This is a genomic window from Providencia sp. PROV261, from assembly GCF_028477945.1.
GTDB lineage: Bacteria > Pseudomonadota > Gammaproteobacteria > Enterobacterales > Enterobacteriaceae > Providencia > Providencia stuartii.
The window spans coordinates 196,410-223,151 of sequence record NZ_JAMPMC010000006.1 but is presented as its reverse complement, the minus strand read 5'-3'; the positions used below and the strand labels follow the sequence as shown (position 1 = coordinate 223,151).

The window sequence follows — 26,742 nt, the reverse complement described above, 5'->3', positions numbered from 1 at the left end:
GTCGGGCTGTAGCCTATTGTTGTTTCGGTTTAAAGCGTAGCAGTCGGTTGGCGTTAGTCACGACGGTGATTGAGGAGAGGGCCATTGCTGCACCTGCAACCACAGGGTTCAACAATGTTCCTGTTAGAGGGTAAAGAATACCCGCTGCAATTGGGATCCCCAATGTGTTGTAGACAAAGGCACCGAATAGGTTTTGTTTCATATTGCGCAATGTGCCTTTTGAAATGGCAACCGCATCTGCAACACCATGTAGGCTTTGGCGCATTAAGGTAATCGATGCTGTTTCTATCGCAATATCACTGCCGCCTCCCATTGCGATACCAACATCGGCACGGGCCAGTGCGGGGGCATCGTTGATCCCATCGCCAACCATTGCCACTTTATGGCCTTTGGCTTGTAAAGCTTCGATTGCAGCCGATTTACCATCTGGCATGACGCCTGCGATCACTTCATCAATTCCCGCTTCTTTTGCGATGGCTTTTGCGGTAACTGGGTTATCCCCTGTTAACATAACTAAACGAAAGCCTTGTTTATGTAAGCGAGCTAAGGCACTGACGCTGTCTTCACGTAATGGATCACGGATAGAAAGCAATGCAGCGATTTTATCTTCTACGGCTAACAAAACGGGGGTGACCCCCATTGAAGCTTGTTGATGCAATGTTTCTTCAATCGCACTGGTATCGATATGACTTTGCATCAATAATTTTTGGTTACCAAGTAATACCGTTTTGCCTTCGATGACGGCACTGACACCGAGACCCGCTAATGTCTTAAATTGTTCGCTTGTAGGGAAGGAGAGCCCTTTGGCTCGATTGACAATTGCACGAGCAAGCGGGTGGTTAGAGCCACTTTCCAATGAAGCCGCAAGTTGTAGTACTTCTGTCTCAGAAAAGCCATTAAAGGTATGGATATCGGTAACCTGTGGCATGCCTTCTGTTAATGTGCCCGTTTTATCGAAGACGATAGTGTCTAACTCACTTGCTTGTTGCAGAGCATCGGCATCACGGACAAGCACACCAAATTCTGCCGCCCGCCCAACGCCAGAGATGATTGACATGGGGGTCGCCAGACCAAGAGCACACGGACAAGCAATAATCAAAACAGTCGTGGTGATGACTAATGCGTAGGTAATTTGCGGGGCTGGGCCGACAAAATACCAAATAAGCCCTGAAATAACAGCAATGGCAACCACGACAGGTACGAATATCGATGAAATACGATCGGCTAATTGGCCAATTTGAGGCTTACTGCTTTGAGCTTGGCGCACAAGATGGATAATACGCGCTAGTGTGGTTTGGCTACCCACAGCCGCCGCGCGAAATAACACAGTACCATCTTGAACGACAGTGCCTGCATGTACCTGATCGCCTTTGCTTTTTTGTTGAGGAATGGGTTCACCGGTTAGCATCGCTTCATCTAGCCAGACTTCACCTTCAATAATTTCGCCATCAACAGGTACACGATCCCCCGTTGTTAGGCGTAAAGTCATCCCTTTTTTGACTTGCTCAAGTGGCATATCCACTTCACCTTGCTCGGTAACCACGCGGGCAGTCGGAGGCGTCAAGTCCAGCAATCGCTCTAAGGCTTTTGAGGAGCGCTGGCGGGCACGTTGCTCTAGTGCATGGCCTAAATTAATCAGACCAATAATCATTGCACTGGCCTCATAGTAGAGATGGCGTGCTTGCTCAGGGAAAATCTCAGGCCACAAGTTGACGACAATTGAGTATAACCAAGCAGCACCTGTACCGAGTGCGACCAAAGTATCCATTGTCGCACTGCCATTTTTTAGGCTTTGCCAAGCGTTTTTATAGAAATGACCACCAGCAAAGACCATCACAGCGAAAGTTAAAACCCCAATGGTTAGCCAAACTGAGTGGTTTTGTGGCGTGAGCATCATATTGTCGCCGATCATCCCCCAGATCATCACAGGGATACCAAGGGCTAATGCAAGTGCAGATTGCCAACGAAAACGGCGCATATTTGCATCAGCGACTTGTTGCTGCCGTGCTCGGCGTTCAGCTTCGTCTTGTATGATTTCGGCGCCGTAGCCAGCGTTTTCCACCGCAGCTATCAGTGCGGCTGGCTGCGCGGTTCCCGTCACTAGCGCGCTACGCTCAGCAAGGTTAACACGGGCATTTTCAACGCCCGGAACACTGTTGAGGGCTTTTTGCACTTTATTAACGCAACTTGCACAAGTCATACCATCTAATAATAGCTGGATACTGTCATCTGAAGGGGAGATGTCAGGTTGCTCGCCTAAATCGGACTCTTGAGCCGGTATTTCACAGATTGCCGCTGAGTCAGTTTCCGGCTGTTCAGGCGATTTTGCTAGCGGCTGCGTTTTTGGGAAGTTAGCCCCCGCTTGATTTAATGTGGCTTGGTAACCCGCATCAGCCACAGCGGCAATTAACGCCTCTACAGGTGCGTTACCATATATCACGGCAGAGTTAGTATCGACATCCGCATGATCAACACCGTCAACGGCCTCAAGGGCAAGGCGGGTTTTTTCAGCACATTTCATGCAACTAAGCCCCGATAATGCTAATGTCACCTGACTGGGTTGTGCCACTTTTGCATGATAGCCTGCTTGCTCAACCGCATTAATTAAGGTATCTGCTGCTGCACTACCGTAAACTTTTGCTTGTTGAGTATCGACAATAGCAGCCGCTACACCGTCAACCGCTTCAAGTGCTTGCTGTGTTTTACCGGCACAGTTCATGCAGCTAAGGCCGGATAGCTGTAGCGTGATATCCGGTTGTTCGGCCATTTTTGCGTCATAACCCGCCTGTTGAATAGTTTCAATCAATGATTGAGCGCTAGCATTACTTTCAATCACTGCATACTCAATGGTGACGTTGAAATGATCAATGTCCGAGCGGGCTTCAAGTGCTTTGGTGACTGTACCAACACAGTGCATACAACTTAGCCCTTGCAGGGAGAGAATGATTTTGCTACTCATAAGTAAAATCTCCTTAACTCATGACGGATCCTGTCGTTTTTATTATCATGGCAGAATACACTGAAATTTTTAAACAAATATAAATTTTTTGATATGTAGGGAAGGTTAAACCTTCCCTCAAGGGTAAGGTCAAGGGGTATGATGAATATTAGTGAAATTGCCAAGAAAACCGGTCTTACCGCAAAGGCCATTCGTTTTTACGAAGAAAAAGGTTTAATTACTCCACCTGAACGGGGGGAAAATAGTTATCGCTATTATCAAGATAGACACCTTAATGAATTAGGTCTGTTAAAACAGGCAAAAGATGTCGGTTTTACGTTAGAAGAGTGCGGCGAGTTATTGAGTTTGTTCCGTAACCCAGCAAGACACAGCGCGGATGTGAAAAATACCACAATGGCGAAAATTGCAGAGTTAGAGCAGACAATCGCGAAATTGTCTGCTATTAAAGATACGCTGCAAAACTTAGTGGACGCTTGTCCCGGTGATGAGAATGCAGACTGCCCGATTATTGATCACTTGTCTCGGGGTTGTTGCCATCATGATAAGGCTTAACATGCAGAGTGATCCCATCCACTGAGGTGATGATCACCTCAGTGCCTGCTTTTAAAGGTTGCTCACTGTATGTTCGCCAACTGCCATCGGCTAGGCGTGCGCGGCTAAAACCTTCATCCGTATCGGAAATCAGACGGACTTTAGTGCCAATGAGTTGGTGGCTCTTTTGGTTGACCTCATCTGCTTGTGAGTTTTTACGTAAACTTAACCACTTCCGCCATAATACGGCTGAAAGGATAGTTAAGATAGCAAATAAAATCCCTTGCCATTCCCAACCCAGAAAAGGCAGCACGAAAGTAATGATAGCCACCGCAACAGCAGCGATCCCCGACCATAATAGATAACCACCGGTACCGAGCAGTTCACCAATCAGCAATAAACCACCAAGGCATAGCCAAAACCATGCGGGTTGAGCGCTGATAAGTTCTATCATGAGTTTTCCTGTTTCTTATTCGAGTGCGTTTTTTTGCTTTCACCGACAAGTTCAGCAATCCCTCCGATAGCGCCCATTAAATTGCTCGCCTCAAGTGGCATCATGATCACTTTACTGTTGTCAGCAGAGCCAATACTTGTCAGTGCCTCGGTATATTTCTGAGCAACGAAATAGTTGATTGCTTGCATATCACCCGCCGCGATAGCCTCAGAAACCATCTTAGTCGCTTTTGCTTCCGCCTCAGCAGCCCTTTCACGGGCTTCTGCTTGTAAGAATGCAGATTGACGATCCCCTTCTGCTTTGAGAATTTGTGACTGTTTTTCACCTTCCGCTTTCAAGATAGCCGCTTGACGAATACCTTCAGCTTCCAGAATGTCGGCACGCTTAGTACGCTCTGCTTTCATCTGCGCATTCATCGCGTTGACTAGCTCTTTCGGCGGCTTAACATCACGAATTTCGATACGGGTGATTTTCACCCCCCAAGGGTTGGTTGCGTCATCCACAATGTGCAGAAGGCGTGAGTTGATGGAATCTCGTTGTGACAACATCTCGTCCAGCTCCATGGAGCCTAATACGGTACGAATATTGGTCATTGTCAGGTTCAAAACAGACAGCTCGAGATTGCTAACTTCATAAGCTGCACGCACTGGGTCAACGACTTGAATAAAACAGACGGCATCGATGGTGACGTTAGCATTATCACGCGAGATAACTTCTTGCGATGGGATATCAAGGACTTGCTCCATCATATTGATGCGACGACCTATTTTATCCATAAATGGCACAATAATATGTAACCCCGGCTGCAATGTTCTGGTATAACGACCAAAACGTTCAACCGTCCATTGATAGCCTTGCGGTACTGTTTTGACACAGGTAAAAACAATAACAATCGCAATAAAAATAATAATCGGTATAGCACCAAACGCGAACAAATCCATGATCATTCCTTATTTAGTAAAGTAATGAATATACTTGTCGGCGATACTTACTGGCCATCGCATCTCCTGTTCCCATTGCCGACATAATATCCATCATTGTTTTTTTCACGGCGCCATCTCCAGCGCTGAGGTCTTTTTTCAAGAAGCTAAATAGCATTTCTAAAGCTTCTTCATTGCGATTCACTTCATGTAATTTTAATGCCAATTGCACAGCTAGCTCGGCATTGTCTGAGTCAGCATCAAATTCTTGGTGTAATTGCTGGATCTCTGGCGTATCCGCCGCTTGTCTGAGCAACTCAATTTGTGCCACTAACCCTTGATAGCGGCTATCTTGGTCCTGCATCGGAACCGATGTCAGTGTTTTTTCTGCCTCATCCACAAGATTCAGACCGATCTGTGTTTCTGCTAATAACAGGGTGATATCACTGTTTTTCTCATTAAGCTGATGCGCTTCTTTAAGTAACGGTAGCGCTTCCTGAGGTTTCCCCTCAGCAATCAACTCTGCTGCTTGTGCGGCTTTCAACTCTTCTGGACTAGGCAATACGCGCGAAAGCATCTCTAATACGACTTCTTCGGGTTGAGGGCCTTGGAAACCATCAACAGGACGACCTTCTTGCAGAATATAAACGGTTGGTATTGCTCTAAGACCAAATTGAGCTGCAACATTTTGCTCTACGTCACAATTGACGCGCGCCAACATAAACAGACCCGCATAGTCATTGGCAATTTTATCGAGAGTCGCACCAAACTCTTGACAGTGCGGGCTTTGTGCAGACCAGAAGTAGAACATAACTGGCATCTGCATGGATTGTTCTACAACTTGGTGTAAATTTTGTTCATTAACATCCACGATTTGGGCAAAAGATTGCATAAAATATCTCTTTTAAATAAGTTTTTAATACTCTAAAGGTGGGGCTATTTTATTTTTTTTCAAGCCTTTTTTCCCTGACCTGCCAGTATTTTATCCATCAAGCAATCCGGTAGCAGCCGTTTCAGTATGCGAACTATGACGGTGAGCAAAGTGACTGAATAACGGATACGTGGACGAGGGCTTTCAAGGGCATGTACCAATTTTGCGACCACATGTTCTGGCGTTAAGGTAAAACGTTGTGCAATTCCTGGGTTTTTAACCGGATTATCTTGCTGTGTTTGTGCCACATTACTGGTGAAATTGGTATGGATGGGGCCTGGTTCAATTAAACTGACATGGACACCCGTGCCTTTTAGCTCCAAACGGAGTGCATCGGACCATGCCTCTAACGCATATTTACTCGCTGCATAGGCACCACGACCCGGCGTTGAGATAATTCCCATTACCGAGCTAGTTTGTACGATACGCCCCTCATGATGAGCTAGCATGGCTGGAAGCAAGCGCAAGGTCAATTGGTGTATTCCGAAAAAGTTAGTCGAAAATTGAGACTCTAATTGCTGGCGGTTAATACTCGTTAGCGCGCCGTACACACCAAAGCCGGCATTATTGAATAAGCCAAAAAGGCGCCCTTGGCATAGCGTCAATACCTCATCGGCAGCGCTATCTATGCTATGGCTATCATCGAGGTCGAGTACAACAGTATCGAAGCCTAGTCCTTTTAGGTGCAAGACATCAGCTTCTTTACGGCAGGCAACTATCACATGATAACCTCGTTTGCGAAGTGTTTGGGCGGCACAAAAGCCAATACCGCTAGAAGCACCGGTGATAAATACCGACTTTTGCATAACTTTACCTACCTATAGGCTCAAATTGATATAAAAACTGCTTTACAATTACCCACTTATTTATTCTTTTAATTTGCTGAAGAAGTTAAATAAGGGAGTAATTGTTTTTCCATAAAATCAGCGATAGAAGGTTGAGCTTCTACAGTTGGGTGAATACCATCTTGTTGGATCCACTCAGGTTTAGTAATGATGGTTTCCATATAAAAAGGCAGTAGTGGAACCGCGTTTTGTTGTGCAAGTGCAGGATAAACATTTTCGAAACTAGAAGTATAACGCTTACCGTAGTTCGGCGGTATACGAATTTGCATTAAAAGCGGTTTCGCACCGGACTGCGTTATTTGTTCAATAATTTGTTGTAGTGTGTTCTCCATCTGTTTAACAGATAGCCCTTGCAAACCATCGTTTGCACCTAACTCGATCAATACCCAATCGGGTTTGTGTTGTTCAAGTAAGGCAGGAAGGCGCTCGAGCCCTTGGGCTGAGGTGTTTCCACTAATGCTACCGTTAATGACAATAACGGGTGGCGACGATTTCTGCCAACGTTCGGCAAGGAGTGAAGCCCATGCTTGCTCTGCCGGTAAGCGATAGCCTGCACTGAGGCTGTCACCAAGGATTAACAGTTTTGTGGCTGCGAGTGCTTGCCCACTTGCGACAAATAATAGGAGAAATACCAGTAAATGTCGGCGGAAAATATTCTTGAAGTTCATCATCTCATTAAACGTGTTGGTCAAGGGGAACATGAACTCACTATATTGCAAGGTGTTGAACTAATTGTCGAGTCCGGTCAAACAATTGCATTAATTGGCGAGTCTGGTTCTGGTAAGTCAACTTTATTAGGCATTATTGCCGGTTTAGATGATGGTAGCAGTGGCAGCGTTAGCCTATTAGGGCACGAATTGACCCAAATGGATGAAGAACAACGCGCTTATTTGCGTGCCCAGAGTGTGGGCTTTGTTTTTCAATCTTTTATGTTGATACCAACACTTAATGCCCTCGAAAATGTGCAATTGCCTGCTCTATTGCGAGGTGAGCCAGAGTCACAGAGCTATCAACAAGCAGCCGCCTTGCTTTCTGAACTTGGGTTAGGCCATCGCTTAAAACATATGCCGGCGCAGTTATCTGGAGGTGAACAGCAGCGCGTTGCATTAGCAAGAGCATTTAATGGGCGACCTAAAATTCTGTTTGCCGATGAGCCAACGGGAAACCTTGACCGACATACTGGCGATAAAATCGCCGATCTTTTATTTTCCATGAACAAAGAGCATGGCACAACATTGATCCTTGTGACACATGATAACGAATTAGCTGCCCGTTGCCAGCGTCGCTTACGACTGGTAGATGGTGTATTGAGGGAAGAAGCATGATTTGGCGTTGGTTTTGGCGTGAGTGGAAAACGCCATCACTTCTGATCGTCTGGCTGGCGCTGACTTTAGCCGTCGCTTGTGTGCTTGCTTTAGGGCGTATTAGTGACCGTATTGAAAATAGCATGAGCTACCAAAGCCGAGAGCTATTAGCGGGTGACTTGGTGTTGCGCTCCTCTTATCCCAGTGATCCTGAGTGGTTGCAACAAGCAGAAGCGATGGGGCTAAAACTAAGCCAACAAATGTCGTTTTCTACTATGGCTTATTCGACGGCTGATGAAGATTTACGTCCACAATTAGTGCTGGTTAAAGCCGCAGATCAGGCTTATCCACTTTATGGCGAGCTTATCACTGAGCCAGCCGGACTTCGACCAACCAAAGGGGAAATTTTAGTTGCCCCTCGCTTGTTGGAGTTACTTAACTTAAAAATTGGCGATAACATCGATATTGGCGACGCGACCCTAAAAGTTGCTGGAACATTAGTCCAAGAGCCGGATAGCGGCTTTAACCCATTCCAAATCGCTCCGAGAGTACTTATCTCATTAGAAGATGCTGAATTGACAGGTGCCGTACAGGTGGGGAGTCGATTAACCTATCGAGATATGTTTGCTGGAGAAACCGCCACAGTTGATGCTTTTGAATCTCAGTTTGATGGGCAATTAAGAACGGATCAACGTTGGTTTACGTTAAAAGAAAATAGTGGGGCGGTAGGAAAAACTTTCCAGCGGGCGCAGCAATTTTTATTACTGTCGGTATTGCTGACATTGTTGCTAGCAATAGCGGCGGTGGTGGTATCGATGACTCACTATTGCCGTAGCCGCCACCAATTAGTTGCTGTACTTAAAACCTTGGGTGCAGGGCGCTCGGCGTTACAAAAATGGATAATAGGCCAGTGGTTGGCTATTTTGATAGCCGCAGCCTTGCTAGGGTCGCTACTAGGGCTAGCTTTTGAAGGTATTTTAATGCAAATACTCGGTGCAATGCTGCCGAAAGCGTTACCTTCTGCCAGTTTATGGCCATGGGTTTGGGCGATTGGAACTTTGTTTGTGATTGCTATTCTCGTGGGGATTCGTCCTTATCGTCAGTTAATTGCAACGCAGCCATCACGGGTATTACGTGAAGATGCTAACTCACCTGTTTGGCCATTACGTTACTATTTACCTATTGTCACCTTAATTGTTGTTGGTGGGTTATTTCTGTTTACAGGTGTGAACCCACTATTATGGTCGATTTTAGTGGGCATCGTGATCGTCGCTATTTTATTAGCTTTGATTGGTTGGTTAGGGTTATGGGTACTACGCCAATTTAAGTTTAAGCAATTAAGCTTACGGCTTTCGGTGAGCCGTTTATTGCGTCAACCTTTACAAACGGTCTCGCAAATGAGTGCCTTTTCACTCTCATTTATGCTGTTAGCCCTGTTGATCCTAGTCAGAGGGGATTTATTGGATAGGTGGCAGCAACAACTGCCAGCGGATAGCCCTAATTACTTTTTGATCAATATGAATGAATCGCAGATTAAACCTGTAACGGAGCTACTTGTGCAACACCAAGTGAAGCCGACGGAGTTTTATCCTGTGATCTTAGCGCGTTTATCAGAGATAAATGATAGCTCAGCGATAGAGTGGGCGGACGAGCGTGATCCAAATAATAATACCGTGCGACGCGAGCTGAGCCTAACATGGCGAGCTAAACTACCGGAAGCCAATGTGGTTGATGAAGGCACTTGGCCGCCTAAAGACGGTGAGGTCTCTATCGAGCAAACCGTCGTGAAACAATTAGGACTTAAAATCGGAGATAAACTCACTTTTAATGCCGGCGCTCAGGTATTTAGTGCAACAGTCACTAGTATTCGTACTGTTGATTGGGAAAGTTTGCGACCAAACTTCTTCTTTATCTTTGCTGAAGGAACATTAAAAGATGTGCCTGCAACATGGATGAGCAGTTTCCATTATGATGGCGACGGTAAGCTACTGACAGACTTAAGTCGTCATTATCCAACCATCAATGTATTGGATACAGGGGCATTAATTACTCAAATACAACAAATCCTTCAACAGGTCAGCCAAGCACTGGAAGTGATGGTCGTGTTGGTGATCTTTTGTGGACTACTGTTGTTATTAGCGCAAATTCAGGTTGGTATGAGTCAGCGGGAGCGTGAGTTAGTGGTCTATCGTACCTTGGGGGCAAGCCGGAAACTGATGCGTAAAACCTTATGGAGTGAGTTTGCGCTATTAGGGCTAATGGCTGGATTAGCTGCTGCCTTTGGTGCTGAGGTCGCTTTATGGTTACTGCAAACTCGCGTGTTTGATTTCCCTTGGCAGCCTGAATGGTCAATGTGGTTACTATTACCATTATGTGCAGCCCTATTACTGTCTATTTGTGGTAGTTGGTTAGGATTAAGATTGCTAGGAACAGGCAATCAGCATCGTCGCATGCCGAATAATTAATCGCATTGATATACCACACAACAACCTTTCAACGCCCAGATCGCAGATAACATGTGATCTGGGCTATTCCCTATTTAGCCGCGAATTTTATTTCTTTGAAAAATAGCTTGTTACTTGCCATAGTTGAATAAAATAACTGTCTTATATCTATCACTAAACTGTCATCAATGCTGTTTATGATCCTATGGTCAACAAATGATTAACTATTTGATAGGAATATAATAATGCAGCATCGCCGCACCATAAAATTGCGCTCTTTATCATTACTCGCGACATTGATTACTTTTTCTACCACGGGATACGCACAACAAGAAGTTTCAGCAACATTAGCAGGGCACGCGGTGTTACCTGTGAATTCGACGATATCTGCCCCAACGGATGCAGCGAAAGATTTACAAAACAGTGGTAAATACACGACGGGAAGTCGTATTGAGACATTGGGAAGCGTTGAAGGGAAGTCAGCCGATCGCCCGACAGGCATGCATGTTCCCATTAAAGGGCAGCCATTACAAGGGCACTCAGGCATCAAACGTATGTCAGATGGCACTTATTGGGTACTGACTGACAATGGCTACGGCAATAAAGTTAACTCACCTGATTCAATGCTGTATTTAACTCAATACGACATCGACTTTAAAACTGGAAAAGCAACGCCATTAAAAACGGTTTTCTTTCATGATCCCGATAAAATCATTCCGTTCCATATTATTAATGAAAGCACGGATAAGCGTTATTTAACCGGAAGTGATTTCGACCCTGAAAGCTTCCAGTTTGCCGATGGCGCATTATGGGTTGGAGAGGAGTTTGGCCCGTATTTGATTAAGATGGATCTGAATGGCAAGGTGCTTGCTCTCTTTGAAACGTACGTTGATGGGAAAAAGGTCGTGTCACCAGATCATTATCAAGTGACAACACCGGCTAAGCCAAGCGATAGCGTCAGCTTTCAAGTGAACCGTTCAAAAGGTTTTGAGGGGATGGCCTCATCGCCAGATGGTAGCAAACTCTATCCAATGCTCGAAGGCGCATTGTGGGATAGCGAAAAACAAGATTATGAGAGCGTAGAAGGGAAACGGGCTGCACGCATTCTTGAATTTGATGTGAAAAAACAACAATGGACGGGGCGTAGCTGGTTATATGTTTTTGAAGATAATCAAAATGCCATCGGTGATTTTAATATGATTGACGATACTCATGGCTTGATTATTGAACGTGATAATGGCGAGGGAACCGCCGATAAAGCTTGTGCAGAGGGGGCTACGGATACCCAACATTGCTTTAGTCATTTAGCTAAATTTAAGCGAGTTTATCGGGTTGAATTTTCCGATAAAAACCAAGGTAAGCCAGTTAATAAGCAAGCCTATGTAGACTTAATGAATATTAAAGATCCTGAAGGCGTCGCGAAGAAACCATTGAATAATGGCGTATTTACCTTCCCATTCTTTACAATTGAAAATGTGGATGTTGTCGACGGTGAACACATCATTGTTGGCAACGATAATAATTATCCATTCTCATCCAGTCGCGAACCGAACCAAGCGGATGATAACGAATTTATTTTATTGAAAGTGCCTGCGTTGTTAAATCCTTAATTTCCTTGTCTATATTGATTTTGCTCGGGGAGTAGCCCGAGCTTTTTTATTTATCGCCAATTGTAAACATCGTGATTTTTACCGCCACCATTATTTTTTAGCGGATAACTCAGGCGGCTTCATCATTAATGTAAACATTAGCACCACAATAACGGGAGCCACAATAATAAGAAATGCCGGCGTGAAACTGTGCGTATAATCTTTAATAGCACCAGCAATAAAGGGGGCTAAGCAAGCGAGTGTCGATAGCAAATTAACGACAGAAAATAACTCTAAATAGGGGCCTCTGCCAAAATAATTCGATAATAATACGCTAGATGCTAAGAAAGTCATGCCATAGCCGATACCAACACAGAGCACAAACAGTATTAACCATAACCAAGAGGTGGCGATACTGAGAGAAATAACCCCAATGATCATAATAATCAAACTACCAATTAACAGTTTTTTCGGTTCCAACCATTCGCCCGCCGCACCGCCAATAAAGCGTGAAAATGCGTTCACAAATGCCATGGTACTGAGTAATGAAACAGCTACGGTGATCCCAAAACCACGCTCTTCAATATGAGCGACGGCAAAACTGTTTACTGTAATACCGCACCATAAAAATGAGGTATAGGTTGCTGCGATTAAATAGAATTGCCAAGTACGTAGCGCACGGCGTACTGTCCAAACTTCTTTGGTGCGATAAATAGGTTTGCTAACATCACTGACCTGTTTTTGTACCACGCTTTTAGCGTGTTCACGTTCGCGTTGACCTTCGCGTAAGACCAAAATAGTCAGCAGTGTGACAATACCGAGATAAAGCGCACAGAGTACCCAGTGCATACGCCATGACCCTAACTGGTTTGACGCATAGAAATAGATCCAAGGCCCCGCGACGCCCCCTAATCCCCCGATGGTAAAATAGAGGCCAAAAGCGAGAGACTGTTTTTCAAATAGGCGAGAAAGAACATAGGTTCCCGGAACGGTCGCGAGTAGAGTAAAGCCTATACCTATCAGGGCAGTACCGAGAAAATAGCGACTAATGGTTTCGGTCGAATAGAGGCTATAAAACCCCGCGATAAAGATGAGAGCACCGAGTAAAAGGGTGAGGCGAACGCCGATTTTACGGATCAGGACAGACGGAAGAAAACTGGCTAAACCACAAGTCAACCCCAATAACGTGAAACCAAACCCTGCCTCTGTCCAACTCCATTGCAGTTCCTCAATCATACTGGGGAGAACAACACCTAACGAGGTAAAGGTTGTCGCGGTGGCTAAAAAATAGACCATCCCTAACAAAATGAGGATACTCCACTGATAAAGTGGGCTAAACAACGGGGAATTTGAGGCTACCATGTCAACTCCGGTCACTCTGCCTGTTTTTTGCACAAAAAAGACAGCGATATAAACGCAAAATGCCCGAAAATATCGGGCATCGTATCGCGCTATTTTCCCTGTTTATTGGGCATAGTACCAGTTTAATTTTGCTTTTGCCCATTCAATGCCACTTTTGTACTCATTTGGTAACATATCGACGAGTGCGTCTAATGTATCAGCAAGCATTGACGGAGCATTATGCGTGAGATTTAAATGACCAACCTTGCGGGCTGGGCGTACTTCTTTTTCATACCAGTGTAAGTGTACGAGTGGTAGTCTGAGCCAGTGTGAGTTGACATCAGTACCAATCAAATTAACCATAACGGATGGACTAAACACTTCAGGTGATGGCATTGGTAAATCTAAAATAGCCCTCAAATGTAGCTCAAATTGGCTAATGGAGGCGCCATTTTGAGTCCAATGGCCGCTATTATGCACGCGAGGAGCAAGCTCATTGATGAGTAACTTATCACCAACCACAAAGCATTCCATTGCCATCACGCCAACATAATCTAACTCATTCATTACTGCACTCAACATGGATTGTGCTTGTTTTTGCTGTGAGTTATCTGCCTTCGGAAACGCTACGCTGGTACGTAAAATCCCTTCTTGATGTAGGTTATGGGTAATCGGATAAAACACACTCTCACCAGCGCGGTTACGCGCGCCAATGACTGAAACTTCGGCATCAAAAGGGATACCTTGTTCGACAATGCACTCCCCGTAGATTTCATCGGGCAGGCTGGCTTCATCACCAGGGCGAACACGCCATTGACCGCGCCCATCATAGCCACCAGTCCTACGTTTAACTATCAAAAAATCGCCAAGCGTTGAGAATAACTCAGGCCATTGATCTTTGGATTCAAGACAGGCCCAAGGAGCGGTTGCTAGGCCCAATGAATCAAATAGACTTTTTTGGGGGAACCTGTCAGCTAGGCGAGGGAAAATATCGCGATTAATAAACGCATTATGGCGGGCCAATTCTTTGGTCAGTGGTGTCTCAGGCCAGCGCTCAATTTCTGCAGTAATGACACTTTGTTGATAGGGAACGGCTTCTGGCTCGGCATCTAAACCAACAGGAAACACCGCGATACCAAGTGGTTCACCTGCTTGGCGTAACATTCTTCCTAATTGACCATTACCAAGGACACAAACAGGTTTCATTACGCCTCCCGAGGGTCTGGGTTGTTCAACACGTCATTAGTTTGACTTTCGCGCCAAGCCGATAGGCGTGTTAATAAGGCTGTGTCAGTGTTTGCTAAAATTTGCGCTGCCAATAATGCCGCATTTGCTGCTCCAGCTTTGCCAATTGCTAATGTGCCAACAGGAATGCCTTTTGGCATTTGCACAATAGAATAGAGACTATCGACACCGCTTAAAGCCGCACTTTGTACAGGAACACCTAATACAGGAACCAATGTTTTCGCAGCTAGCATCCCCGGCAAATGTGCCGCGCCACCTGCACCAGCAATGATCACATCAAAGCCATTTGCTTTTGCTTTTTCAGCAAAGGAGAATAATTTATCAGGCGTACGGTGTGCTGAGACGATTTCAACGTGAAAGGGCACTTGCAGCTCAGTTAAAACATCCGCCGCATGTTGCATAGTTGACCAGTCACTTTTAGAACCCATAACAATGGCGATTTTAGCCGCAGATTGTGCAGATACTTGGGCAGTCATTTGATGTGATCCTGTGGTTAATAAACTTTCACCGTGAGGTGGGAAAAATAAATTATCTCGATCATATCATGGTAAAAGGGTAAGGAAAACGTTTGCGTGGTTAAAATGTCAGCAAACAGACTGGGGGTTTAAGAGCGAGTCGAGTGTGTCTCAGGCTCGAAAGGGAAAAAAATAAGTTCGATACCTTGTTCGTTAATCACAAATGCGGAGCCTTCATGGTGCCATGCTCCTAATACACCACGATAGCAGCACTTATCGCCAACCTTCACTTCATGAATAGCAGGACGATGTGTATGCCCATGGATCATCCAATCAGCTTGGTAATTTGTTAAGGCGTTAATCACCGCTTGTGGGTTGACATCCATGATTGATTCGGCCTTCATACTGCTGGCGTATTGGCTGTTTTGGCGCATTTTTTCTGCTATCCGCCGGCGAATAAACAGCGGTAGGGCTAAAAATAGGCGTTGGATCCAAGGCGTATGCACTTTTTTACGGTAATTTTGATAAGCCTGATCATCAATACACAGTGTATCACCGTGTAAAATGAGTACGCGTTTACCATAAAGCTCCAGTAATGTTTCTTGGTTGAGTATAGTCATACCACATTGTTTGGCATAACGTTTCCCAAGTAAAAAGTCTCGATTACCATGGATAAAGTAGCAGGGAATGCCTCGCTCAGTGAGCATTGTTAGGGCATTGGCGACTTGCTGGTGGAGTGGGGTTTTATCGTCATCACCAATCCAGTAATTGAAAAAATCACCGAGTATATAGAGGCTATCGGCATGAATTGCTTGCTGATGAATAAAATTCATAAAACCGGCGGTGATCGCCGGTTCATCTTCACTCAAATGCAAATCTGCAATGATATAAGTGGACATATTGTTGAGTCGAATTATTCGCTAACAGTCACTTTTTCGATCACAACATCTTCGCGAGGAACGTCTTGGTGGAAACCGCTGTTTCCTGTTGCAACGCCTTTGATTTTGTCAACAACGTCCATGCCTTCTACAACTTCAGCAAAGACACAATAGCCCCAGCCTTCAGGACGTTCTGAACGGAAGTTAAGGAAGTCGTTGTCAACAACGTTAATGAAGAACTGTGCTGTCGCTGAGTGAGGATCGTTGGTACGTGCCATAGCAAGAGTACCACGCGTATTTTTTAAGCCATTGTTAGCTTCGTTTTTGATTTGTGCTTTTGTTGCTTTTTGTTTCATGCCTGGCTCAAAGCCGCCGCCTTGGATCATGAAACCGTCAATGACTCGATGGAAAATGGTATTATTGTAAAAACCTTCACGGCAATAGCTTAAAAAGTTTTCGACAGTAACAGGGGCTTTATCGTCAAAAGTCTTAATAACAATATCACCGTGATTGGTATGAAAAGTAACCATAATAGCTATCCTGAATAATTGTTTTATTGCGCCTTCTTATGAAGGCGTTGTTGTCAGAAAGTTTATATCACAGATGAAACCTGACTTGAAGTCACAGTCTGGTTTGTAAAAGCAGCGAGTGATAAAAATAGACAGGTAAACACTATGGTTAAACCTTGCATTATTGCAATGTTCAGGTTTCAATATCACTCTATTTAACAGGTTGATACCTTATTATTGAGATACCCCTTATAGCTTGAGCGAGTAATACGCTAAATAATTCAAGGTGTAACAGGGCGGCAACAGACTAGTCGGCTAGGCATAGGCAATATGTATGGCTAGCGTTAAAGGCAGTCGCCGTTTGTGTTGCGGCTTGAATCAAGGTAAGCCAGTAAGGAAAAACACGTACACATTAAACGGAATAGTTCAGATGCTACAGATTTTTAATACACTGAGTCGTCAAAAAGAAGAGTTTAAACCCATTCATCCAGGGAAAATAGGGATGTACGTGTGTGGTATCACCATTTATGACTTGTGTCATATTGGTCATGGTCGAACCTTCGTCGCTTTCGATGCGATTAGCCGCTACTTGCGCTATTTGGGATATGACCTGAATTATGTGCGTAATGTAACAGATATTGACGATAAAATTATCAAACGTGCGGCTGAAAATAATGAAACCGTCGATTCGCTGACAACACGGATGTTAGCTGAGATGCATAAAGATTTTGATGCATTAAATATTTTACGCCCAGACAGTGAGCCGCGAGCCACCCAGCATATTGATGAAATTATCGAAATCACCGATCTGCTTATTAAACGAGGTCACGCTTATGTGGCAGATAACGGTGACGTGATGTTTGAAGTCAAAACGGATAAAAATTATGGTCAATTGTCTCGTCAAGACCTAGAGCAGCTGCAAGCTGGGGCACGCGTTGAAGTTGCTGATTCAAAACGTAATCCGATGGACTTCGTTCTTTGGAAAATGTCAAAAGAAGGCGAGCCTAGCTGGGAATCACCATGGGGGTTAGGTCGCCCTGGTTGGCACATTGAATGTTCCGCGATGAATAGCAAAGCATTGGGTAACCATTTTGATATTCACGGCGGTGGTTCGGATTTGATGTTCCCACATCATGAAAACGAAATTGCGCAATCATCTTGTGCTCACGATGGTCCTTATGTGAATTATTGGATGCACTCAGGAATGGTGATGGTTGATCGTGAAAAAATGTCTAAGTCACTGAATAATTTCTTTACTATCCGTGATGTGCTTGAGTATTACGACCCTGAAACGGTGCGCTATTTCTTGCTATCTGGTCATTATCGTAGCCAACTTAATTACACTGAAGAGAATTTGAAACAAGCACGTACAGCCTTAGAACGTTTATATACTGCCTTACGTGGTACTGATAAATCAGTCGCCCCAGCGGGTGGTGAAGTCTTTAAAAAACGTTTTGAAGATGCCATGAATGATGACTTCAATACACCTGAAGCTTATTCCGTACTGTTTGATATGGCGCGTGAAATCAACCGACTGAAGTCAGAAAATAAGGTTGCAGCCAATGAATTGGCCTCTGAGTTACGTAAATTAGCGGGTGTGCTTGGTTTACTTGAGCAAGACCCGGAAGCCTTTTTACAAGGTAATGCTCAAGGTGAAGGCGACGAAGAAGTGGCTAAAATTGAAGCGTTAATTAAACAGCGTAATGATGCTCGTAAAAATAAAGAGTGGGCATTGGCTGATGCAGCCCGTGATGAACTGACGGCAATGGGAATCGTATTAGAAGATGGTGCTCAAGGAACAACTTGGCGCCGTAAATAGTCTTATCTTTATTTAAAATCAACCCGTTAAAATTTGAGTAGATAGCACTCAATCATTTTAACGGGTTTTATTATATCTATCGATATTCAACAGCTAGCCCTATTATTAGCGCAATAAGTCAAATTTTTATCGATTCAGCTTAATAGATTAGCTGAATTAAACTTTATGCGGTATCACATATTAATTATCTTTATATTTATAAAATAGAGATAGAAAAAAACAGCGTTATTTTGGGAGTAAACGCAATACTGGTCTTTTTACGACTATCATAATAAGTGTATTTTGAATAAGTTGTATTTTATAATAATTAATTATTTTTAACTTTTTTAATAAATAACAGTTATTGTCATCTAATGGTAATAAGTATTAACACCTAATTGAAATAAAAAACTACCAATGGAATCTAATATAAATTTATATTCTAATTTTGAGTTTAATATTTAATCGTTATGGATTTTGTTGCTTGTTTTTTCGCTTTAAGTGTTTTTACTATATTATTTTAAATAAAAACTTAGATTTATATAAAGGTAAAAATAATATAATGACGTGATATTTTTCAATTATTAAAATTGTAGGTATTTACATACTTTTATTTTTATCTATTATTCTGATGAGTAGGAATAAACTCCTATTCTTGTTTTAAATTGATTTTTTATTTCTTTATTTTGTATTTGTTGTGGGGTCTATTTAGGCTCTATTAATCACTACTTGTTCATGAGGTATATCATGGCTTTTAAAACTAAGTTAATTACAGCGATGTTATTTACCGGTGTCAGCCTAGGTGCTGTTGCTGGTAGTAATAGTGACAATATTACACTTAATGGTGTAATTACGGCGGTAACTTGTAATGTGACTGCTAATGGTGGTAATTCAGTATTTTATGTAGGTAAATTTGCTCAAGATACCTTTAGTCCAAATGTACAAAACGGTGATACTCCACTTGTCGTACAATTAGATGCGTGTGACAAGGCATCCGATAAAGGTGCACTGTATGTACAAGGCACAACGGCTACTTCAAATACTGCAAAAAATATCTTCATTGGTGAAAGTTCAACCGTTGGCTTTATGCTGCAAGAAGAGGGTAAACCCGATCAAGTTGTTGCAAACAAAGCAATTCCTGTGACTGTTTCTGATACTGCACCAACAACGTATACCTTCAAAGTTGGTATGGGTACAACGGATGCCTCGCCTGCTGTTGGTGCCTATTCAGCGCCAATTATTATTTCTTACGCATCTGAGTAATTAATAATATTTGAAGCGCAGAGCCCTGCGCTTCATTTTATCGTTTAAGGTGAATTATTAGGATAGGGAAATGATAGTAAAAGTATTTAGAGTTATCGGAACCATATTATTATTACTGAGTACAACTTCAGCAATGGCGGGGATCGTGCTGCATGGAACTCGTATAATTTATAATGAAAGTCAGGATAATGTAGGGGCTAATATTACTATCAAAAGTGAAGATAATTCGAATACTCCTTATTTAGTTCGTACGCAAATTTACCGTGATGTACAGGGGCAAATAGCGCAAAATAATTTTATCACCACACCTTCAATGTTCCGTTTAGAACCGAGTGACTTGAATCAAGTTAAAATTCTAAAAGTTAAAAATGACTTACCTAAAGATCGTGAGTCTATTTTTTATTTTAGAGCAATAGCGTTACCTGCAACGGATGGGTTAGATAATAATTCTACCCCCAAATTAGCAGGCTCATTGCAAATCGCAACGGGAAACACAATAAAATTATTCTATAGACCTGTTCAGTTTTCTGTCAGCCAAAAAGAGGCAATGGGCTTATTGAAGTTCTCTTTGCAAAATAATGGCTTAAAGGTGACCAATCCGACACCTTATTATATTACGCTCAGTGAAATCAAAGTGGGCAATAAGCTCGCTAAGCTGGAGCCTAAATTAGGTAATACCATGATTTCGCCTTTTAGTGACATGCTGTATCAAGATATTCACCAAAAAGGCAAAGTACAGTGGAGCGCAATCAATGACTTTGGCGGAAAGGATCAATTCGATGGTTGGGTTCAATAAGTCTTCCTCGATCTTTTTTGTGCTGATGCTAACTAACATTGGCCAATTATATGCGGTAGGTACTGCAGAAGTTGATTTGTCGGCTTCCTTAGTCGATGGTAGTTGTTCCATTGAATTATCAGATAAGGCGTTACATTTTAAGCCTTATTCGGTTGCTAGTTTCCCAACAGCAAAAACAACAGTTGAAATTCAACCTATTTCAGCAAAAGTGACCTGTGAAGGGGGAAATACCACACCGTTATTAACATTAAAAGGCATAACGCCTTATAGCGGTAATAATCAAGTTTTTTTAGACAGTACGCCTAATGGCACAGGGTTTATGATCCAGCATGGTAAAAAAGAGCTTGGATTAAATGATTTCTATAATGGTGACGCGCTAGAAAATCAAGGAAAACAGGTGGCTTTAACACCGCTAAATTCATCGAACCAATTTTCAAGTACCGAGTATTTTGGGATTGGGCTTGTAAGCGTGGATAACACAGTTACCCCTGATTTTTTAAAAGCCAATATTACATTTACCGTTCTTTTTCAGTGAAAAGTAAGGGGCCACTGTGCAGAATTTTTTTACATTGTATAAGAAATTAAAGCGGGTGACGCAAATTAGCTTGATGATACTGACATTGAGTTATTTACCCTTAGCAAAGGCTGCACCAGTTCAAATAAATTTTTCAGCTGAATACTTTCAAGGCACATGTGAAATTAGCGTTAGTCATCCAGTTATTGCGTTTAATAATGGCGCTAATATTTCGACCTCTCAGGTTAAAAATGGTACAGCTAAACAAGAAAAATTTACCTTAGACTTTATTGATTGTGATAGTAAAGGGTTAACACACTATACGCCGAAAATTAAAGTTACGGGGGAAAGCAAAACCCTTGGTGGGCGTCATCTATATGTGAACTCAGCAAGCTCAACTACTAAAGGGTATGGTTTTTTACTTAGTACTGAAGGAAATACTTATTTCAAGAAAAATACTAATGTAGCCGAAACAGGATTAATTAATGCTAATTGGGTGGCAGAAAGTCCATTATCAATATTGAATAAAACCAAAATACCATTTACGGCAACAATTTCATGCGGGAATTGTAGTGGCGAATTACAAGCTGGGAAATTACACAGCACCGTAACTTTTCAATTTCTTTATGACTGAAAACGATGATGAAATATTTCTTAGCTTTATTAACATTATTGCTTAGTTCTCTATTTAATAGCGCTATTGCGGATGGCGGTGTGTTATTGAATCAAACGCGTGTGATCTTTTTAGAGACCGATAAAAACACAAAAGCAACGATTCAAAATCGTAGCAATAATACCTATTTAATTAAAGTTAATGCACTTATTTCACCTGATAGCTTAGAAAAGGCTCCCTTTTTAGTAAATCCACCATTATTTAGAATGGAGCCACAAAGTCAAAATACGGTAGTGATTGTTCCTAATCAGATAAAGCATCTACCTAAAGATAGGGAATCGGTTTTCTATTTAAGCTTTTTAACAATACCGAGTATACCTAAGGAAGGATTAAGTGAGGAGAGTGATAATTACTCACAAGTCTCTTTTGGTTTGCAAATGGTGATTAAACTATTTTATCGCCCTGAAAGTATTATCAAGGGTGTAAATTCGTCAGCATCACAACTCACTTTTCAACAAAAAGGAAATGTTTTAGTTGTAAATAACCCAACAGCCTATTTTCAGACCTTTTCTTCGTTAAAGGTGAATGGACAACAAATTGATAATCAAAATAATGGAATGATGGTTGCACCGTTTTCGGAAATAAAATATCACATCAACCAAAATGCTAAAGAGGTAACTTGGCGAGTTGTTAATGATTTTGGTGGAGAAAGTCGAGAGTATCATTATTTAATGGGTCATACGGAGAAAAAATAATGAGACGCTCATCATGGTTTACTTTGTTTATTTTTCATTGCTTCTGGTTATTTTCTCTTTCATCTTATGGGCAAAATATGGTGAAGCATGATGGCATTGCCATGCAATCGACAAGGGTCATTTATCCAGAGTCTGCGAAAAAAGGTGTACCCTTTAAAGTGACTAATTACAGTAATATGGCTTATTTATTGCAATCTCAAGTTGTAAACCCAAATGATGATGGACTTAATAAGCCTGATTTTATTGTTTTGCCGCCATTAGAAAAAATAAATGAAAAAGACGCGGTCGTATTAATGATTAAATCAATTAATCATAAAATGCCGCAAGATCGTGAGTCACTATTTATTCTTAACATTAAGGCGATACCTAATCAGAAAAAAGAAACAGGCCATACAGGAAAGTCACAAATGATTATTGCGACACAGAATCATTTAAAACTTTTTTATCGTCCAAGTGGTTTACCCAAATATGGTACTGATGAAATATCAAAAAAATTAGTTTTTTCTCGTGATAAGGACTCTTTAGTTGTTAAAAATCCAACACCTTATTATGTCACTTTTTATTCAATAAAAGTGGGCAATCAAGATGTTGACTCTTTATCTCTATTTGAAATGGTTCCACCTATGGGGCAACAGCGGTATCCATTACCTGAGAATATTAAAGGTGAGCTTGAATGGAGTTTAATTGACCAAGATGGTGGAGTAACACAGCAATATACGCGTTTATTGTAATTATTTCAGAACTCGTTATTGAAATGAATATAAGTAAAAAAGAGCACTTACTGCTTTAGGCTTAATTTTGCTATTGATAAGTCAATGGATATAAATATGAATAGAAATAAGCACACACTACCTGCTTGCGTAAGTCCAGCTAAGTTTACATGGCATCCTATTGCGTTGTGCTTGATGTTAAGCATTCACTCCGCTACCGCAGAAGATTATTTTGATCCTGCTTTTTTACAAGCAATGGGAGAAACCGATCAAGTTGATTTATCCGTGTATTCTAAAAAAGGGAGTATTGCTCCGGGTGAATATCTCGTTTCTGTTTATATTAATAAGGTCGGTATTGGGCAACTTCCAATTACATTTAAGGAAAATAAACAAGGCGTTGTTTCTCCAGTATTAACACCTGAGCTACTAGAAAAACATGGCGTTAATATTAAGCAACTTCCTACAACAAAGGATTTGCCGTTAGATTACCCGATTGATAATTTGCCGGCTTTGATCCCAGATGCATCAACACATTTTGATATTTCTATTCTAGAACTTGAAATCAGTATTCCGCAGATAGCAATGAAATCGAGCCATACTGAGGTACTCGATCCTGACTTATTGGATTATGGGATCCCGGCACTTATTGCGAATTATAATTTAAGTTATGGGCATACTGAAAATAGTTCACGGTATAGCTCAGATAGAAAAACCGATAACTTCTTTGCAACAGTAAGAGCTGGTTTGAACGCGGGGGCATGGCGTTTACGGAGCACGATCACCCATAGCCAAATAAAAACGGATGGTGGTGATAACCAAGATAATAACCAGCACTATACCCGTTTTACGAATACATATTTATACCGCGAATTATTCCCACTGCGCTCTGTGCTGTTAGTTGGTGAAAATAATACGGGGAGTGATGTTTTTGATAGTGTCCCTTTTCGCGGTATAAAATTGAGTTCTAGCGAAGAGATGCTACCAAGCCAGCTACGGGGCTATGCTCCACCCATAGAAGGGGTTGCGAATAGTAATGCAAGGGTAACCGTTCGCCAAAATGGGAATATTATCTATGAAACCTATGTCGCTCCAGGTGCTTTTTACATCAATGATATTCAAGAAGCAGGGCTTTCAGGTGACTATGATGTCACTATCACTGAGGCAAATGGTACTGAACGGAAGTTCATTGTGCCTTACTCATCATTACCTGTCATGCTAAGGCCCGGTGGCTGGAAATATGAAGTTACAGTTGGACGTTATGACGGTAATGTGACGAATCAATCCCGCGAGGCCGATTTTTTATTAGGAACGGCTGTTTATGGGTTACCTTATGACACCACAGTTTATGGTGGTGTATTAGCTGCTGAAGATTACCAAGCTGCAAACGTAGGAACGGGTATTTCACTAGGCAACGTAGGTGCCATTTCTCTTGATATCACGGCTTCTGCTGCAAAATTAAATCACAACTCACGGAAAACGGGGCAGTCTTATCGCCTTCGTTACTCGAAAAGTATGATGAATACGGGAACCTCCGTAGATCTCACCGCATTACGTTATTCAACACGTAACTATTATAATTTTAGTGAATTTAACTCTGAAGGTTATCAGCTTGAAGACGGGGTTTACCCGTGGTCAATGCAAAGACGGCGTAGTAGTTTCCAAACTCAAGTCAGCCAGCGTATGGGAGAATGGGGAACAATTTACCTTCGAGCTACGCGTGATGATTATTGGGGAAGCTCTAGAACCCAAACTGGAGGTTCGATTGGCTACAGTAATAGCTATAAAGGGATAACTTATGGCAGTAACTTTACTATTGATAGGGTTAAAGATGATAACGGAAATTGGCCTGAGAATAGACAAATTTCCTTTAACATAAGTATTCCATTTAGTGTATTTGGTTATTCAGATTCCTTACAGTCTATTTATTCTACTAGCTACTATACACGCGATAACAATGGTAAATCGCAAATTCAAACTGGGATAAATGGTAGTTTGATGGATGGTGATTTTACCTATAGCGCTTCTCAAAGTTGGGAAAATAAAGATGGCGCTAATAGCAGTAATATTAATGCTGGTTATCAAGGAAGTAAGGGAAGTATTACCGCGGGGTATAGTTATAGTAGCCAGATGAAGACATTTAATATGAACGCAAATGGCGGCATGCTGCTCCATTCCGGCGGACTTACACTGACAAAAAATATGGGGGAATCAGTCGCATTAGTTTATTTACCGGATGCACCGAATGTCAGTATTAATAATGGTTCCTCTTACTCTGATTGGCGAGGTTATGGTATAGCTCCTTATCTTTCTGACTATAAGAGAAATAGTATCAGTATCGACCCAACAACATTACCTGATGATGTCGATGTTGCTCAAACAAATATCAATATTTATCCGAGTAAGGGCGCAGTTGTTCCGGTTAAATTTGCGACAAAACGAGGGTATCAAGTGTTAATGACGTTGATTAAGAATAATGTCAATGTGCCGTTTGGTGCGATAGCTAGCTTACAAAATACGTCAGATAGTTATAGCAGCATCGTTGGTGATTCAGGGCTGGTTTATTTAACAGGATTACCTGAAAAAGGAAAATTATTGGTTAAATGGGGGGAGTCTACAGAAAAACAATGTGAAGTTCGCTTCGATTTAGCCAATATCGAGTTAGAGGCAGACCAACCAATACGCCAAGTAACTTATACATGTACCCCTGTGAAATTATAAAATAGATTAAGGTATTTGCCTGACCATGAAATATTATTATTTTAAATATAAAACCATGATGAGTTCAGTGTTTAATAAATATATGACTAGCACAGTCATTGCCTTTGGTTTTATCCATCCAGTCGCGTTGGCTGCAAATTTTAATGCGATGCCTGGCCAAGAGATTATTTCACTTGGTAATGTGAACGCCGAAATAACCCTAACAAAAATTAGTGCCGTAAACTCATCTAGCGCGATTAGGGCCGATGGTTTTGGTATTAATACATCTTCTTCTAAGGTTGATTGCTTAGCAAGCTCGTATGAAATGACAGTGGGTAAAATGAAAGGTTATAGGGTAGATCAGGACATAATTATTGGTTTTCGTAGTACAAATGCAACAGGGGTTGCGTCGGTTGGAGCAGGTGCGAGCACATCAGGACCTTTTCATGATGTTACTGTAAAAGGGGCGTGGGATAACTACGGTAATTATACACCGTCACCAGTACAAAATGCGTCGACCATGTGGTGTGGCTCTGCTTGGCCTGAAGCAACTCAGCATCAATGGAATACGAATAGGAAAAATAATAAGGCATCAATACGAGGGGAGTTATTTTTATATGTTGGTAATAATGCAAAGCCTGGCTCTTATACGTTACCGAGTCTTTATCTTATAAAATCAGCTTCGTCGGGTGATTTGGTCTCCCATCTAATTTTTCCGAGCGGAACAGTGACGGTCAGTTATCCACCTTGTTCCATTTCAACGCCGACAGAAGTCTCATTTGATACGAGAAAAGGGCTTCCCGTTATCAATCCAACATCTTCAATTAGTGTGAATTGTGGTGCTAATGATGGGCGAGCTTTCCAAATTGCTATTTCAGGGCAGCCTGTTGCCCCATCAACTGCCGTCGGAAATCATGCAATTAGCTTACACTATAGTGATGGCACAATCGGGGGATTAGTGCGCGGCTATATTGGCAGTAATGCGGCAGCAGATGCAGTAGGCTGCGTGGATAGGACTTCAAGTATCCCTTTTTCCGTCAATAACCAAGGGTTAAATTTCATGCAAATAGGCGCACAAACCGCAAGCTCTTCACAATCTCAGCCGCTGGTGTGGTCGCTATGTCCTAATAAGACGGAAAAACCAGGGAAAGCAACCGGCGCAGCGCAGCTTGATATAATTTTCAAATAAAA

General features: G+C 42.3%; 24 protein-coding genes. 13 read left to right on the top strand and 11 right to left on the bottom strand.

Features of this window, described 5'->3' with window-relative positions:
* Positions 1–13: 13 nt before the first annotated feature.
* Entirely contained in the window at positions 14–2,959 is a 2,946-nt protein-coding gene (gene copA, locus PR675_RS05210) for a copper-exporting P-type ATPase CopA (RefSeq protein ID WP_272582698.1), read from the bottom strand.
* A 141-nt stretch (positions 2,960–3,100) separates the two neighbouring features.
* On the opposite strand from copA, the gene cueR reads away from it, so the two are divergent.
* Positions 3,101–3,511: a Cu(I)-responsive transcriptional regulator gene (cueR, locus tag PR675_RS05205; protein ID WP_014656544.1), complete on the top strand. Its 411-nt coding sequence runs from the start codon at positions 3,101–3,103 to the stop codon at positions 3,509–3,511.
* Here cueR and PR675_RS05200 read toward each other — a convergent pair.
* The 5 genes from PR675_RS05200 to tesA form a co-directional block, all read right to left on the bottom strand.
* The gene (locus PR675_RS05200; protein WP_004922378.1) at positions 3,465–3,944 is read right to left on the bottom strand and encodes an NfeD family protein; all 480 of its coding nucleotides are present in this window, start codon (positions 3,942–3,944) and stop codon (positions 3,465–3,467) included. The genes cueR and PR675_RS05200 overlap by 47 nt on opposite strands.
* On the bottom strand, positions 3,941–4,885 hold the full coding sequence (locus PR675_RS05195) for an SPFH domain-containing protein (protein ID WP_014656542.1): 945 nt from the start codon (positions 4,883–4,885) through the stop codon (positions 3,941–3,943). The genes PR675_RS05200 and PR675_RS05195 overlap by 4 nt, the downstream gene beginning before the upstream one ends.
* Positions 4,886–4,898: 13 nt before the next feature.
* Positions 4,899–5,756, bottom strand: a complete 858-nt coding sequence (locus tag PR675_RS05190; RefSeq protein ID WP_060560839.1) for a co-chaperone YbbN — start codon at positions 5,754–5,756, stop codon at positions 4,899–4,901.
* A 59-nt stretch (positions 5,757–5,815) separates the two neighbouring features.
* The gene (locus PR675_RS05185; RefSeq protein ID WP_004922369.1) at positions 5,816–6,601 is read right to left on the bottom strand and encodes an SDR family oxidoreductase; all 786 of its coding nucleotides are present in this window, start codon (positions 6,599–6,601) and stop codon (positions 5,816–5,818) included.
* Positions 6,602–6,669: 68 nt separating this feature from the next.
* On the bottom strand, positions 6,670–7,311 hold the full coding sequence (tesA, locus tag PR675_RS05180) for a multifunctional acyl-CoA thioesterase I/protease I/lysophospholipase L1 (protein ID WP_036941282.1): 642 nt from the start codon (positions 7,309–7,311) through the stop codon (positions 6,670–6,672).
* On the opposite strand from tesA, the gene ybbA reads away from it, so the two are divergent.
* The 3 genes from ybbA (at position 7,279) to PR675_RS05165 (ending at position 11,998) form a co-directional block, all read left to right on the top strand.
* Positions 7,279–7,965 (top strand): putative ABC transporter ATP-binding protein YbbA, encoded by a 687-nt coding sequence (gene ybbA / locus PR675_RS05175; RefSeq protein ID WP_014656538.1) that lies wholly within the window; start codon positions 7,279–7,281, stop codon positions 7,963–7,965. The genes tesA and ybbA overlap by 33 nt on opposite strands.
* Positions 7,962–10,409, top strand: coding sequence for a putative ABC transporter permease subunit YbbP (ybbP, locus tag PR675_RS05170; RefSeq protein ID WP_004922364.1), 2,448 nt, complete (start codon positions 7,962–7,964; stop codon positions 10,407–10,409). The genes ybbA and ybbP overlap by 4 nt, the downstream gene beginning before the upstream one ends.
* A 224-nt stretch (positions 10,410–10,633) precedes the next feature.
* On the top strand, positions 10,634–11,998 hold the full coding sequence (locus PR675_RS05165; RefSeq protein WP_036941277.1) for an esterase-like activity of phytase family protein: 1,365 nt from the start codon (positions 10,634–10,636) through the stop codon (positions 11,996–11,998).
* A 90-nt stretch (positions 11,999–12,088) separates the two neighbouring features.
* On the opposite strand, the gene PR675_RS05160 is transcribed toward PR675_RS05165, so the two are convergent.
* The 5 genes from PR675_RS05160 to ppiB all read right to left on the bottom strand — a co-directional run bounded on the left by PR675_RS05160 (position 12,089) and on the right by ppiB (position 16,426).
* On the bottom strand, positions 12,089–13,339 hold the full coding sequence (locus tag PR675_RS05160; RefSeq protein WP_036941274.1) for an MFS transporter: 1,251 nt from the start codon (positions 13,337–13,339) through the stop codon (positions 12,089–12,091).
* 102 nt (positions 13,340–13,441) lie between these two features.
* The gene (purK, locus tag PR675_RS05155) at positions 13,442–14,524 is read right to left on the bottom strand and encodes a 5-(carboxyamino)imidazole ribonucleotide synthase (RefSeq protein WP_060560840.1); all 1,083 of its coding nucleotides are present in this window, start codon (positions 14,522–14,524) and stop codon (positions 13,442–13,444) included.
* Positions 14,524–15,039, bottom strand: coding sequence for a 5-(carboxyamino)imidazole ribonucleotide mutase (gene purE, locus PR675_RS05150; protein ID WP_004922352.1), 516 nt, complete (start codon positions 15,037–15,039; stop codon positions 14,524–14,526). The genes purK and purE overlap by 1 nt, the downstream gene beginning before the upstream one ends.
* 128 nt (positions 15,040–15,167) lie before the next feature.
* Entirely contained in the window at positions 15,168–15,917 is a 750-nt protein-coding gene (locus PR675_RS05145; RefSeq protein WP_036941271.1) for a UDP-2,3-diacylglucosamine diphosphatase, read from the bottom strand.
* Between the two features lie 14 nt (positions 15,918–15,931).
* Positions 15,932–16,426, bottom strand: coding sequence for a peptidylprolyl isomerase B (gene ppiB, locus PR675_RS05140; RefSeq protein ID WP_004922346.1), 495 nt, complete (start codon positions 16,424–16,426; stop codon positions 15,932–15,934).
* Positions 16,427–16,835: 409 nt separating this feature from the next.
* Between ppiB and cysS the strand changes: the two genes are divergently transcribed.
* From cysS to PR675_RS05095, 9 genes are all read left to right on the top strand, one after another.
* Positions 16,836–18,224 (top strand): cysteine--tRNA ligase, encoded by a 1,389-nt coding sequence (gene cysS / locus PR675_RS05135; RefSeq protein WP_036943984.1) that lies wholly within the window; start codon positions 16,836–16,838, stop codon positions 18,222–18,224.
* 726 nt (positions 18,225–18,950) lie between these two features.
* Entirely contained in the window at positions 18,951–19,466 is a 516-nt protein-coding gene (locus PR675_RS05130) for a fimbrial protein (protein WP_072197202.1), read from the top strand.
* A 70-nt stretch (positions 19,467–19,536) separates the two neighbouring features.
* Entirely contained in the window at positions 19,537–20,262 is a 726-nt protein-coding gene (locus PR675_RS05125) for a fimbrial biogenesis chaperone (RefSeq protein WP_004922334.1), read from the top strand.
* A complete protein-coding gene (locus PR675_RS05120) occupies positions 20,246–20,797 on the top strand; it encodes a fimbrial protein (protein WP_004922332.1) in 552 nt (183 codons plus the stop codon). The genes PR675_RS05125 and PR675_RS05120 overlap by 17 nt, the downstream gene beginning before the upstream one ends.
* A 16-nt stretch (positions 20,798–20,813) precedes the next feature.
* Positions 20,814–21,410 carry a fimbrial protein gene (locus tag PR675_RS05115; RefSeq protein ID WP_014656531.1) on the top strand — a complete coding sequence of 199 codons (597 nt, stop codon included), beginning with the start codon at positions 20,814–20,816 and terminating at the stop codon, positions 21,408–21,410.
* 8 nt (positions 21,411–21,418) lie between these two features.
* Positions 21,419–22,144: a fimbrial biogenesis chaperone gene (locus tag PR675_RS05110; RefSeq protein ID WP_239686446.1), complete on the top strand. Its 726-nt coding sequence runs from the start codon at positions 21,419–21,421 to the stop codon at positions 22,142–22,144.
* Positions 22,144–22,875: a fimbrial biogenesis chaperone gene (locus PR675_RS05105; RefSeq protein ID WP_014656529.1), complete on the top strand. Its 732-nt coding sequence runs from the start codon at positions 22,144–22,146 to the stop codon at positions 22,873–22,875. The genes PR675_RS05110 and PR675_RS05105 overlap by 1 nt, the downstream gene beginning before the upstream one ends.
* Positions 22,876–22,971: 96 nt before the next feature.
* Positions 22,972–25,572: a fimbria/pilus outer membrane usher protein gene (locus PR675_RS05100; RefSeq protein ID WP_014656528.1), complete on the top strand. Its 2,601-nt coding sequence runs from the start codon at positions 22,972–22,974 to the stop codon at positions 25,570–25,572.
* Between the two features lie 25 nt (positions 25,573–25,597).
* Positions 25,598–26,740: a hypothetical protein gene (locus tag PR675_RS05095; RefSeq protein ID WP_060560843.1), complete on the top strand. Its 1,143-nt coding sequence runs from the start codon at positions 25,598–25,600 to the stop codon at positions 26,738–26,740.
* Positions 26,741–26,742: the final 2 nt, after the last annotated feature.